Source organism: Pseudogemmatithrix spongiicola (assembly GCF_030623445.1).
In the GTDB taxonomy this organism is placed as follows: domain Bacteria; phylum Gemmatimonadota; class Gemmatimonadetes; order Gemmatimonadales; family Gemmatimonadaceae; genus Pseudogemmatithrix; species Pseudogemmatithrix spongiicola.
The window spans coordinates 466,208-478,654 of the sequence record NZ_CP130613.1; the positions used below are offsets into that span (position 1 = coordinate 466,208).

Consider the following 12,447-nt stretch of genomic DNA (forward strand, 5'->3'; position numbering starts at 1 on the left):
GGCGAGGCGCGCCGAACGCCGTGCACTACGGCCGTGGCTCCGCGAGCAGGCGTTCGAGGTACGCGACATTCGCCGGGCTGTCCCAGCTGTCGGCACCGATCACCCGGCGGCGCAGCCGCCCGTCGCGTCCGATGATGAACGTCTCCGGCACACCGGTCGTCTGGTACGCGCGCTGGATGTCGCCTTCGGGGTTATGCAGGATCTCGAAGCTGAGCTTCATCTCGTCGGTAAACGTGTTGATGGCATTCTCCATCCCGGCCACGTCCACGCTCACCGCGACGATGCGCAGGCCCTTCGGGCCCAGCTGTTCCTCAAGGCGCTGCATGGACGGCATCTCGATGCGACAGGGGCCGCACCAAGTCGCCCAGATGTTCAGCAGCACGACGTCGCCCTTGTAGTCAGCGATGGTCTTGGCCACGCTGCCGGGGGCCATCGGGTTCGCGCGGAAGTCGGGCGCCGCATTGCCGATCTTCACCGGAAACAGCTCGGCCGACAGCTGATCCTTCGCCGAGTACAGGCCGATACCGATGAGCGCCACCAACGCGCCGACGATCACCCACTGCACGTTCTTGTTCACGCCTGCTCCGCGCAGCGCGCGCGCAGCGCCGCGATCTCCGCCACCGGGTCCTTGGCCGAGAAGATCGCGTTGCCCGCGACGAAGGTGTCGGCGCCGGCGCGCCAGCAGGCCGTGATCGTCTCCCGCGCGATGCCGCCGTCCACCTCGAGCACGGCGCGCGAGCGCGTCTCGTCGAGCAACTGCCGCGCGCGCGCGATCTTGTTCACGGAACCCTCGATGAACTTCTGCCCGCCGAAGCCGGGGTTCACGCTCATGATCAAGAGCAGGTCCAGGTCGGCCGCCACCTCGCGCAGCGTCTCGAGCGACGTGCTTGGGTTGAGCGTCGCACCGGCCTTCGCGCCCAGCTCCTTGATGCGCGTCACCTGCCGGTGCAGGTGCGGCGCCGCTTCCACGTGGATCGTGATCGTGTCCGCGCCCGCCTTCACGAAGCTGTCGAAGTACTTCTCCGGCTCGACCACCATCAGGTGACAGTCGAGCGGAAGCTTCGTGAGCTTCTTGCAGGTCTCGATCACCTTGGCGCCGAAGGTGAGATTCGGCACGAACACGCCGTCCATCACGTCCACGTGCAGCCAGTCGGCGCCGCCCGCTTCGAGCATCGCGAGGTCTTCGGCCAGCTTGCCGAAGTCGGCCGAGAGCAGCGATGGCGCGATGCGCACCGACTTCGCGGGCATTACGACTCTCCTCGGCGCAGCCGCGCCGCGAACGATCCATCCGCACCATGCCGCTGCGGCAGCACGCGCAAGCGACCGGCGTCGAGCACCGTCTCCGGCACCGTACCCGCCGGCGGCGGCTCCAGCGTCCAACCCGGATGGTCGGCGAGGAACGTCTCCACCTGCGCGTCGTTCTCCTCCGGCTCCATCGAGCAGGTGGAGTACACGAGCAGGCCGCCCGGCTTCACGTTCTTCGCCGCGCCGCGCAGGATCGCGCGCTGCGTCGCCGCCATCACCGCGAGGTCGCTGGTACGCAGGCGCCAGCGCGCGTCGGGGTGACGGCGGAATGTGCCCGTGCCCGTGCAGGGCGCGTCCACGAGCACGGCATCGAACTGGCCGAGCGTGCCATCGCGTGCATCGGCGACCACGGCATCCACGTTCTCGAGATCCAGACGGCCGATCGTGTCGATGATGCGGCTGATGCGCGCTTCGTTGGAATCCGCCGAGGTCACGTGCTTCGCCGTCCGCGAGAGCTCCACCGACTTGCCGCCCGGCGCGGCGCAGAGATCGGCGACCTCGGCGCCCGCCGGCACGGCGGCGTAGCGCGTCACGAGCGTCGCCGCCGGATCCTGCACGAAGCAATGGCCCTGCTGGAACGCGCCGAGCGCCGTGAGCACCGTGCCCGGCGCGAGCGTGATGGAATCCTCGACCAGCGGAGCATCGGCGACGCCGACTCCTGAGCTCTCGAGCATCGCCTCCAGTTGTTCGCGCACCACACCCCAGGGGCGCACGATCAACGGCGCTTCCTGGTTGTTGGCCTCGAGCAGCGCGCGCGTCTCATCGGCGCCCCAGCGGGCCACCCAGCGCGCCACCAGCCACCGCGGATGCGAATACTCCACCGCCAGCGCTTCGACGGGATCCGCCGGCAACTCGGCGCCCAACGCATCGCGCTCGCGGTCCAACCGACGCAGCACCGCGTTCACGAGCTTGCTCGCGCCCATGCCGTGGCGCTGCTTCGCGAGCTCGACCGTCTGCGCGATCGCCGCATAGGCCGGCACGCTGCCCATGTGGAAGAGCTGGTGCACGCCGAGCCGCAGCAGGTCCGCGAGGTCCGCATCGAGCCGGGCGATGCCGCCGCGCACGCGCGGGGCCAGCAGGTGATCGATCCATCCGCGCTTGCGCAGCATGCCCCACACGAGTTCCTGCGTCCAGCGGCGGTCGCGGGCATCAAGCTCCGCCGCACGTCGATCAAAGGCGGCGTCGAGCAGCAGGCCGCTGCGGAGATCGGCAAGCGTCTCGGCGGCGGCGATGCGGGCGTCAGTCACGAGCGGGAGGGTACCAGGCATACCCTCGAAAGATAGTCGGTCCGGCGAACCCCGACCCTACTCGGGCAAAGTCCAATAGTCGCCGACGGCCACGCCGCGTCCCTGTGCCCAATCGAGCGCCGCCACACGCCGGCGCCCAGCCGGATGCACCGTCTCCACGGCTACGGCGCCCACGCCGCAGGCCACAACCATGCCCATCTCGCCGACCTCGAGCACTTCGCCGGGCTCGCCGCGGCGGTCCACGAGCACGCGCGCGCCGAAGAGCCGCGTCTCGGTGTCGCGCACGACGCCCCAAGCCCCCGGGCGCGGATCGAAGGCGCGGATCGCGCGTGCGATCTGAGCAGCCTCCTGCCGGAAATCGAGCCGCGCCATCGCGCGATCGATCTTCGGCGCGTAGGTCACCAACGACTCGTCCTGCGGCCGCTCGGTGATGCCATCCACCTCGAACATGGTGAGGAACTCGACGATCGCCTCGGCGCCGAGCTCCGAGAGCGCTTCCGTGAGTTCGCCGCCAGTGATCGTGTCAGGCAACGGCACGCGCACTTCGTGCAGCACCGGGCCGGCGTCGAGCTGCAGCACCATGCGCTGGATGCTTACGCCGGTCTCGGCGTCGCCGGCGAGAATCGCCGCTTGGATGGGCGCAGCCCCGCGCCAGCGCGGCAGCAACGAGGCGTGGATGTTCACCGTGCCGCGCGTCGGAAGATCGATCACGTCCTGCCGCAGGATGTGGCCGTAGGCGACGACGACACTCAGGTCCGGCTCGAACGCGCGCAGTTGGGCAAGGAACTCCTCGCCGCGCGGGCGGTCGGGCTGCAGGACCGGAATGCTCTCCTCAAGCGCGACGGCCTTCACGGGCGGCGGCACCAGCGTCGAACGCGACCGGCCCTGCGGGCGGTCCGGCTGAGTTACCACGCACACGACGTCGTGCCCCTCGCCGATCAAGGCGCGAAGCGTGGGAACGGCGAAGTCTGGGGTGCCGAAGAAGGCGAGACGCATCGCCTTCAATCTATGCTCGCGCGCCTAGAGCGCGTCGTGATGCGCCGCAGGTGCGTCGCTTGCCGCTGCGCGGCCCTTGGGTTCGTCGGTGTCACCCGGCTTCAGGATGCGCAGCAGCCCGGGGTACTTGTCCTTCTCGTCGTCCCAGGCGTTCATCGCCTTGCGGCGGTTCAGGAAGCTCAGGTGGTCGATGAACAGCTTCCCGTCGAGGTGGTCCAACTCATGCTGGATGCACACCGCGAGCAGTTCACGGCCCTCGAGTTCGAACGGCTGCCCGTCGAGCCCGATGGCACGGACCTTCACGACCGCGCTGCGCTCCACCCAGCCGAAGACCTCGGGAATGGAGAGGCAACCTTCTTCCCACTTGATCTTGCCTTCGCGGGCGATGATCTCGGGGTTGATCAGCACCGCCGCCACGTCACCGACCTCGACCACGCACATGCGTTCCGTGCGCCCGACCTGAGGCGCGGCGAGGCCCACGCCTTCGGCCGCGCGCATCGTGTCGAACATGTCGGCCGCCAACTGCCGCAGCTCGTCCGTCACCTCGGCCACCGGTGTGGTGACTTGGCGCAGGACGGGGCTGCCGAGGACGGTGATCGGGAGGACGGCCATCGTGCTTAGGCCACCGCTTCGCTGCCGCCCACCGAGGCGATGCGGCTGCGCACGACCACGAGGCGCGACTCGCCGCACTTGATCGTGATGTGGTCCGTCAGCGACGGTCCCTTCTCGCCCGGCGCGGCGATGTGCACGACCTCGCCGACGAGCCCGCCGGCCGTGACGACCTGGTCGCCCTTCTTCATCGCGAGGATCGCGGCTTCATGCGCCTTCCGCTGCTTCTGCTGCGGGCGGATCATGAGGAAGTAGAAGATCGCGAAGATGGCGCCGATCTGGAACAGGAACGGCGCGATGCCCGGACCCGCCGGAGCGGCAGGCGTGGCTTGGAGGAAGAGCGTGAACGGCATGGGGGAGATGACTGAAGACGAGGGGACCGGCGACGACCCCGAAATCTAATCAGAGCAGGAGCATGGCATCGCCGTAGGAGTAGAACCGGTACTTCTCCCGCACGGCGGTGGCGTAGGCGTCCATGGTGAGCTCGTAGCCCGCGAAGGCCGCCACGAGCATCATCAGCGTGGAGCGGGGCAGGTGGAAGTTGGTCACCAGCGCGTCGGCGGAGCGCACGGGCTCGGGGGGCCGGATGAAGATGCGCGTCTCGCCGCTGCCGGCGCGATAGCCGGCGTCGTCCGTCCACAGCGTCTCGAGCGTGCGCAGCGCCGTCGTGCCCACCGCGCACACGCGGCCGCCCGCACGGCGCAGTGCCGTGAGCCGCGCGGCAGTCTCCTCCGCGACGTCGTACCACTCCTCGTGCATCTGGTGCTGCGCGGGGTCGTCCACCTCGACCGGCTTGAACGTCCCGGCCCCGACGTGCAGCAGCACTTCTTCACGCTGCACGCTCCGCGCGGCGAGGGCCGCGAGCACTTCCGAGGTGAAGTGCAGGCCCGCCGTCGGTGCGGCGACGCTGCCCTCCTGCTTCGCATACACCGTCTGGTACCGCTCCACGTCCGCGGCGGCGTCGGCCCGCTCGATGTACGGCGGCAGCGGCACGTGCCCGGTCGCCGCGATCGCCGCGCGCTCGGCGTCGCGGTCACCGGGCTTCGCGCCCTCCACGAGCAGCTTCACGAGACGCGTGCCGCGGTCCGTGGGCTCGCCCATCTCGGCGCGGAAGCCTGGCGCGAAGGTCACGATGCGACCCGGCTTCAGCTTGTTGCCCGGCTGCACCATCGCCTCCCACATGCCGCGCTTCTCTTCCTTGAGCAGCAGCACCTCGGCCGGCGCGCCGGAATCGCGCGTGCCCAAGAGGCGCGCCTTGAACACACGCGTCGTGTTCACGACGATGGCATCGCCGCTCGAGAGGAACGTCGGCAGGTCTCTGAACACGTGGTGCGCAATCGTGCCCGCGCGGCGATTCACCACCATCAGGCGGCTCTCGTCGCGTCGCGGCATCGGCGTCTGCGCGATGCGGTCCAGCGGGAGCGCGAAGTCGTAGTCGGAAGTCTTGAGACCGCGCACGGTCAGAACAGTTCAGGCTGCGCGTCGGCGGGGCGAGAGGGCGGCGGATACCCCAAATGCCGATAGGCCTGCGCCGAGGCCACGCGCCCGCGCGGCGTGCGCTGCAGGAAGCCGTTCTGCACGAGGAACGGCTCGTACACTTCCTCGATGGTGTCGGCGTCCTCGCCGACCGCCGCGGCGATCGTGCCCACGCCCACCGGCCCGCCGTCGAACTTCTCGATGATCGCGCGCAGCAGCCGCGTGTCCATCTCGTCGAGGCCGAACTCGTCCACGTCGAGCATCGCCAGCGCCTCGCGCGCCACGTCGCGCGAGATGTGGCCGCTGGCCTTCACCTGCGCGAAGTCCCGCACGCGGCGCAACAGCCGGTTGGCCACGCGCGGCGTGCCGCGCGCGCGCCGCGCCAGCTCCGCCGCACCCTCGGCGTCCACGCTGCAGCCCAGCACCACGGCCGTGCGATGCACGATCTCCTCGATCTCCGCGGCCGGGTAGTAGTTGAGCCGCAGCTCGATGCCGAAGCGCGCGCGCAGCGGCGCCGTCAGCATGCCGAGCCGGGTCGTCGCGCCGATCAGCGTGAAGCGCTCGATCGGCATCGTGATCGTCTGCGCCTTCGGGCCTTCGCTCAGCCGGATGTCGATTTTCGAGTCTTCCATCGCCGGATACAGGAACTCGTCGATTACCGGCTTCAGGCGATGGATCTCGTCGATGAACAGGATGTCGCCGGCGCGCAGGTTGGTGAGCGTACCCACGAGGTCGCCCGGCTTCTCCAGCGCCGGCCCGCTGGTCGTGTGGATGTTCACGCCCATCTCCCGCGCGATCAGCTCCGCCAACGTCGTCTTGCCCAAGCCCGGCGGGCCGAAGAGCAGCGTGTGGTCCAGCGGCTCACTGCGCCCGGTCGCGGCATCCACGTAGATGCGCAGCGCGTCCTTCACCTTGCCTTGGCCGATGAACTCCGCCAGCCGCTGCGGGCGCAGCGACAGCTCCACCACCGACTCGTCGGTGAGGGCTTCCGGCGTGGTGATTTCAGGGCGCGACATCGCCGAAAGTTACTTCGCGAGGCCAGCGAGGGCGCGGCGGATGAGATCGGCCGTCGTCTCGCCCTTCGGCGCGCCATCCAGCGCAGCGCGCACCGCACGCTCAGCGTCCGCCGGCTGGTAGCCGAGCGCGACGAGCGCGCGCGCCGCGTCCGCGCTCGGGCCGCCGCTGCCAACCGGCTTGGCGCCGCTCACGGAGACCTCGGCGCCCTCGAGCTTGTCGCGCAACTCGAGCACGAGCCGTTCCGCGAGCTTCTTGCCCACGCGCGGCACGCGCGTCAGCGCCGTGAGGTCACCCTCGCGGATGGCACGCACGAGGCGCTCGCCGGTGAGCGTGCTCAGCAGGTTCATCGCCAGCGACGGCCCGACGCCCGTCGTGCTCATGAGGCGCTGGAACAGCTTGCGCTCGTCGGACGTCGCGAAGCCGTAGAGCGTCGTCGCATCCTCCCGCACGACCATCGCCGTGTGCAGCGCGAGCTCGCCGCCGAGCTTAGGCAGCGCTTCCAACACGCTCAATGGCACCATCACCTCGTAGGTGACGCCGCCCGACGTGCGCAGTTCGATGCGGTCCAGGCCGTGGGCGGCCAGCGTGCCGTCGAGGCGCGCGATCATCGGGTCACCATCCGCGCGCGCGCGAGGGCCCGCTGCATCCCCAACCGCATCGCACAGGTCAACGCCGCGGCCACGCCGTCGGCGGCGTCGTTCGGCTGCGGCGGACTCTTCAAACGCAAATGCTGGGCGATCATCAGCTGGACTTGGACCTTGGTGGCGGCACCGGTGCCGACGACGGCCTTCTTGATCTCCGCCGGCGGGTATTCGTGGATCTCGACGCCGGCTTCCTCGCCGGCCAGCAGGATCACGCCGCGCGCGTGACCCAGCACAAGCGTGGTGCGCACGTTCTTCGCGTAGAACGCCGATTCCACCGCCATCGCCTGCGGGCGGTGACGCGCGAGCAGCTCCCGCACGCCCTCGGCGATGTCCTTCAGGCGCCGCGGCAATGGCCACTCGGCTTTCGTGCGGATCACGCCACACTCCACCAGCGACGGCGTCGGCCCTGCGCGCACGACGCCGTAGCCGGTCACTGCCGTGCCGGGGTCAATGCCAAGGATCAGCACGACGCGCCGGCCGCATGCGTCACGCGGACAGCTCCGACATGTCCATGTCGAAGTTCGCGTCGACCTTCTGCACGTCGTCGAGGTCTTCCAGCTGCTCCAGCAGCTTGATCAGCTGCGCGGCGTTGTCGCCCTCCACGCGCACGCTGCTCTTGGGTACCCAGGTCAGCGCCGCCTCCGAGGCCATGAGCCCGGCCGACTCCAGCGCCTGCTTTACCGCGTGCAGGTCCGCCGGCGCGGTAGACACGACGAACTGCTCGTCCTCGCGCACGAAGTCCTCGGCGCCGGCTTCCAGCGCCTGTTCCATCACGCTGTCTTCGTCGCGGTTCTCGACGGGGATGTAGATCTGCCCCTTGCGGTCGAACATGAACGCGACGGAGTTCACCGCGCCGAGATTGCCGCCGCCGCGCGAGAGCTTGGCGCGGACTTCAGCCACCGTGCGCGTGGGGTTGTCGGTGAGCGCCTGGATCATCAGGGCCACGCCGCCCGGCCCGTAGGCCTCGTACAGCACTTCCTGGTACTCCACGCCCTCGAGCTCGCCGGTGCCCTTCTTGATGGCGCGCTCGATGTTCTCTTTGGGGCAGGACTGCGCCTTGGCGTTCTCGATGGCGGTGCGCAGTCGCGGATTGCCCGACGGGTCGCCGCCGCCGGCCTTGGCCGCGACGGTGATCTCGCGCAGGAGCTTGGTGAACATGGCGCCGCGCTTGGCGTCAGCGGCGGCCTTGTAGTGCTTGATTTGCTTCCACTTACTGTGGCCGGCCATTGTCTTGCGGAATGCGGGGAACGGTGCAGGGGTCAGGCGCGAGCCGCGCCTGCCGCGACGCTGGGAAATCTAACGGCCGCGGGGGGACTTGTCCCCCGCGGCCGCCGGTCCTGCGCCCCGCGCTGCCCTAGTTGTAGCGCAGCGTGATGCTCGCCCGGATCCCGCTCACCGACGTGCCCGTGCCATCCACGGTGCTGTAGAGCGTGCCGACGCTGTAGCCCGCCGACGGGAACAGCCCCAGCGGCCCCACCGGGACGCGCAGGCGCAGTCCCACCGTCGCGAGATTGCCGGCCTTCACGCCGCCGACCTGCCAGAGGCGGGCTTCGACGTTCGGCTGCACGAGCAGGTCGCGCACGGGGATGCTCAACGCCGCGGCGAGATTGAACACGTTCTCGCCCGGTGCCTCGTCGCCGAGCACCTCGCCGTCGAGGCGATACAGGTTCCAGGCGCTCAGGAAGAGGTCGCTGCCGCGCACCGGGAAGGTCCAGCCCGCCGTCGCGATGATGCGGTCACCGGTGCTGTACGTCGTCGTGTCGGCGATGTCCTCGCCAAACGCCGAGTACGTGAGGCCCAGTGAAAGCGCGCCATCGCCCACCGGACGGTCGGCGTTCAACGACACGCGGTACTCGTCGGCCGGCGTGAACCGGAAGTCGGAGGACGCGACCTCGAAGGCCGCGAACTCGGTCGACTTTCGCGCGCTCGCGCCCGCGCCGAAGTTCCAGTTGCCGGCGGGGAAGGCGTAGGCCACGCCGCCCGTCATGGCGAGGCCGTTGCCCATCGACGAGATCGGATAGAACAGGAAGTCATTGCCGATCTGACCCGCGGCCTCCTGCTGTTCCGTCGGGACCGAGTACTGGCCGGTGGGCAGGTTCACGCCGAAGGTGAACAGCAGGTTCTCCGCGCCGATGCGCAGGTTCGCGCGGATCTGCGTGTCGGTCAGGCCGCTGATCTCACTGGAGGTCGAGTCGTCGGCCTTCACCGCTGACGAGGCGAACGCCGTCGACACGTCCACCGAGAACTTCTCGCCGAACGGGAGGATGACGACCAGTGGCATCGCGAGCTGGCTGACGGACCGGGACGCCGCGCCCGACCCGAAGGTCAGCGACGTGTAGGTCGGCGCGCCAAGCACGGAGGCGTTGCTGAGCTGGGCGGCCAGCGGCGACGCGGCGAGCGCCGTCGCCGCGAGCAGGGTCACGAGCTGCCGGGTGGAGTATGGCATCGGTTAGGGCCGCCGGATGATGATGGTCACCGTGCCGGTGATGGGGGCCGGCTGGTCAGTCCCGGTGCCGCTGCTCGAGGGATCGCGCGCCGGCGGCGCCGGATTCGTGGCTGGCCCCGTGTTCGCAATCGGCGTCACCGACGGCGGGTTCACGTTCTGCGTCACTGCATTCAGCGTGTTCGACGGCGCCGTCTGCGGCAGCGCGCCCTGCTCGGCACTGGTCACCGCCTGGCTCTCGGCGCCCGTGAGCCCCGACTCGATCGACGCCGCGCTGACCTCTGCGCCCGCTGCGGCGGCCTGCGCCGCATTGAAGCGCGTCGACGCCGCACCGAAGCCCGGATCCAGCGACCGCGCTTCCTGGAAGTAGCGCGCCGCATCCTCGAAGCGCCCGTCATCCGCCGCCAACAGGCCGCGGCTGTACGCGAGAAACGCATTCAGGTTCGTCGTCGCCTGCCGGTCCACCAGCTGCCGCTCGGCCGGCGTCAGCGTCACGCCGAGCTGCGTGAACACCTGGAACACCAGCTGTTTCTGCATCGCGAACAGGTTGTCGAGCTCGTTCGTGACTGACACCGGGGCCGCAAGCTCCCCCGTGTTCACGTCGATGACGTTCGACTCCACCGTCAGCTGCGCGCCCGCCTGCACCATCGAGCCGTTCACGAGGCGCCCCGCGCGGATCAGCTTGCCGGCGCGCACGGCCGTCGCCGCGTCCACGCGGTCGGTGGCGCCCAGCCGGATCTCATCGGCGATCGCCTGCATGCGGTCACGCTCGACGACCGTCAGCTGCGACGAGCGGCTGAGGTCGGTGATCATCAGTTCGGCGAAGCCGCGCTCCAGCGGCGCGTAGGTCTCGGCTTCCGGCCCGTTGAACTTGAACGGCGGCACCGCGATCGTGCGGCGGTCACCAGGCGTCTGCGAGAGGGTGGCCTCGTTCGCGACCGCCTGCTTGGCCGCCGCCACCACCTCCACGCGCGCCAGCGCCACCAAGCGCTGTTGGATCTGCGTGCGTGTCCGCCGCGAGCGGCCGACACGCAGGTATTCGCTGTACGCGGCCTTGGCCGCCGTGAAGTCCTCGAGCTTCTCCGCCGAGAGACCCGCGTAGAGGGCGCTCACGCCGTCGCGCGGGTCCAAGGTGCGCGCCTGTTCGAGCACCGCGCGGGCGTCGCGGAAGCGGTCGGCCTTGTAGTAGGCCACACCCAGCGCCCGCAGCGCCGCGACGCTGCGCGGATTCGCCGTCCGCGTCGCCTCGAGTCGGGCGATCGCATCACGCTGCGCCGCTGCCGGCGTCGTCACGCCGACGAGCAGCGCAAGAAGGAACATCCCACGGATTCCACGCATCGCCAACTCCTAGCGGTCAGGGTCCAGCATGTCTTCGAAACGCAACCACTGCTTGTAGAAATACAGGTCCACGTAGCCCGTCGTCCCGTTCCGGTTCTTGCGCACGAGCAGCTCAGTCGCGCCCTCCACGCCGAAGCCTGGCGCGTACATCTCCTCACGGTAGATCGCCAGCACGACGTCGGCATGCTGCTTCACCGCGCCCAGCGCCCCGAAGTCGTCCAGGGCCGGACGCGGATCGGGCCGGCCACGCTCCCAACGCGTGAGCTGCGCGGTCACCAGCACCGTGACGTCCATGTCCAGCGCGGCCGCCTTCAACGCCCGTACCGCACTCGCCAGCAACTCGTCCTGCGGTCCCTGGCCGAGCGCCAGCGACTGCAGCGAGTCGACGACCACCACCTGGCAGTCCAGTTCGCGCACGCGTGCGCGCATTGCCTCGAGCGAGGCCGTCGGCAACGGTTCGACACGCGGCGGACGATCGCGCAGTCGCACCGCCGCCGCACCCACGCCGGCCCGCGCCATGTCGTCGAGCTTCCCCGTGCGTAGCTCGTCGACGCGCACCCGTCCCTCGACCGCCAGCGCGCGTTCCATCACGCGCTCGGCCGTCATCTCGCCCGTCAGGAACGCCACGCTCGTGCCCGCCTGCGCCATGCGCAACGCCATCGCCAACGCCAGCGCCGACTTGCCGCTGCCGACATCGCCACCGAGCACGACCAGGTCGCCGCGGCGCACGCCGCCGCCCAGCCAACGATCGAGACTCGCGAAGCCCGTCGCGACCGTGTCTCCGGACGGTTGGCCGTCGGAGGCGAGGTCCACGCGCTTCATCACACGCGAGATCGGGGAGATGTCGGTCGGCCGCAGGTGAGTCTCTATAAAAAAGGATAGGCTCGGGCCACCAATCTTACGGCTCAGTCACCCGGTGCGGCAAGCGCGACGGCGTCCCGTCGGAGCGCGTCGGCCAAAAGCTGCATCTCCGAACGTGCCACCCGGTCCAAGTGCGCCGCCGTGACGTCCGTCACCGCATGCAGCGCCTCGGCCATCACCGTACGGTCGCCCTGCGCACTCGCCTGCAGGCCGCGCTGGATCGAGGTGCGCGTCTTGGGAGGCAGCGTGATCGCGGTCAACCAGGCCTTCGCCTGCTCGGCACGTGCACGGCGCGCGTCCACCGTCAGCGGGTGCGGCAGCCGCATGCCCTGGGCCAATCGCACCACCATGAGCGCCGCCAGCAACGACTCCCGGGGGCCGCCCAACGGCGCTCGCGCCGCCGCTGCGGCGAGCCCGGGGAACGGGAACAGCGCACGCGGGGGGGCGAATGGAGTGGACGGTTCGACCATATGCCCAACTTGCCGCTCTCGCCCTGCCCTCGGAAGGGGCT

Annotated in this window: 15 protein-coding genes; all 15 read right to left on the reverse strand. The window is 69.8% G+C overall.

The genetic code is table 11. From position 1 onward, the window contains the following. Positions 1-25: 25 nt before the first annotated feature. Entirely contained in the window at positions 26-577 is a 552-nt protein-coding gene (locus tag Strain318_RS02100; protein ID WP_367886884.1) for a TlpA family protein disulfide reductase, read from the reverse strand. After that, on the reverse strand, positions 574-1,248 hold the full coding sequence (gene rpe, locus Strain318_RS02105; protein WP_367886885.1) for a ribulose-phosphate 3-epimerase: 675 nt from the start codon (positions 1,246-1,248) through the stop codon (positions 574-576). Before rpe ends, Strain318_RS02100 begins: the two co-directional genes overlap by 4 nt. Further along, on the reverse strand, positions 1,248-2,573 hold the full coding sequence (gene rsmB / locus Strain318_RS02110) for a 16S rRNA (cytosine(967)-C(5))-methyltransferase RsmB (RefSeq protein WP_367886886.1): 1,326 nt from the start codon (positions 2,571-2,573) through the stop codon (positions 1,248-1,250). The genes rpe and rsmB overlap by 1 nt, the downstream gene beginning before the upstream one ends. A gap of 36 nt (positions 2,574-2,609) precedes the next feature. Next, entirely contained in the window at positions 2,610-3,548 is a 939-nt protein-coding gene (fmt, locus tag Strain318_RS02115; protein ID WP_367886887.1) for a methionyl-tRNA formyltransferase, read from the reverse strand. 24 nt (positions 3,549-3,572) lie between these two features. Beyond that, positions 3,573-4,160: a peptide deformylase gene (gene def / locus Strain318_RS02120; RefSeq protein WP_367886888.1), complete on the reverse strand. Its 588-nt coding sequence runs from the start codon at positions 4,158-4,160 to the stop codon at positions 3,573-3,575. A gap of 5 nt (positions 4,161-4,165) precedes the next feature. Beyond that, positions 4,166-4,510, reverse strand: coding sequence for a preprotein translocase subunit YajC (gene yajC / locus Strain318_RS02125; protein ID WP_367886889.1), 345 nt, complete (start codon positions 4,508-4,510; stop codon positions 4,166-4,168). A 49-nt stretch (positions 4,511-4,559) separates the two neighbouring features. Next, complete coding sequence (gene queA / locus Strain318_RS02130; protein ID WP_367886890.1) at positions 4,560-5,615, reverse strand: tRNA preQ1(34) S-adenosylmethionine ribosyltransferase-isomerase QueA; 1,056 nt, start codon at positions 5,613-5,615, stop codon at positions 4,560-4,562. Positions 5,616-5,617: 2 nt separating this feature from the next. After that, a complete protein-coding gene (ruvB, locus tag Strain318_RS02135; RefSeq protein ID WP_367886891.1) occupies positions 5,618-6,649 on the reverse strand; it encodes a Holliday junction branch migration DNA helicase RuvB in 1,032 nt (343 codons plus the stop codon). Positions 6,650-6,658: 9 nt separating this feature from the next. Then, complete coding sequence (ruvA, locus tag Strain318_RS02140) at positions 6,659-7,258, reverse strand: Holliday junction branch migration protein RuvA (RefSeq protein WP_367886892.1); 600 nt, start codon at positions 7,256-7,258, stop codon at positions 6,659-6,661. After that, a complete protein-coding gene (ruvC, locus tag Strain318_RS02145; RefSeq protein WP_367886893.1) occupies positions 7,255-7,761 on the reverse strand; it encodes a crossover junction endodeoxyribonuclease RuvC in 507 nt (168 codons plus the stop codon). Before ruvC ends, ruvA begins: the two co-directional genes overlap by 4 nt. A gap of 19 nt (positions 7,762-7,780) precedes the next feature. Next, positions 7,781-8,521, reverse strand: a complete 741-nt coding sequence (locus tag Strain318_RS02150) for a YebC/PmpR family DNA-binding transcriptional regulator (RefSeq protein WP_367886894.1) — start codon at positions 8,519-8,521, stop codon at positions 7,781-7,783. 127 nt (positions 8,522-8,648) lie between these two features. Further along, positions 8,649-9,740, reverse strand: a complete 1,092-nt coding sequence (locus Strain318_RS02155; RefSeq protein ID WP_367886895.1) for a hypothetical protein — start codon at positions 9,738-9,740, stop codon at positions 8,649-8,651. Between the two features lie 3 nt (positions 9,741-9,743). Next, positions 9,744-11,075 carry a tetratricopeptide repeat protein gene (locus tag Strain318_RS02160; protein ID WP_367886896.1) on the reverse strand — a complete coding sequence of 444 codons (1,332 nt, stop codon included), beginning with the start codon at positions 11,073-11,075 and terminating at the stop codon, positions 9,744-9,746. 9 nt (positions 11,076-11,084) lie between these two features. Next, complete coding sequence (locus Strain318_RS02165; protein WP_367886897.1) at positions 11,085-11,897, reverse strand: DnaB-like helicase C-terminal domain-containing protein; 813 nt, start codon at positions 11,895-11,897, stop codon at positions 11,085-11,087. Positions 11,898-11,980: 83 nt separating this feature from the next. Beyond that, the gene (locus tag Strain318_RS02170) at positions 11,981-12,406 is read right to left on the reverse strand and encodes a hypothetical protein (RefSeq protein WP_367886898.1); all 426 of its coding nucleotides are present in this window, start codon (positions 12,404-12,406) and stop codon (positions 11,981-11,983) included. Between the last annotated feature and the right edge of the window lie 41 nt (positions 12,407-12,447).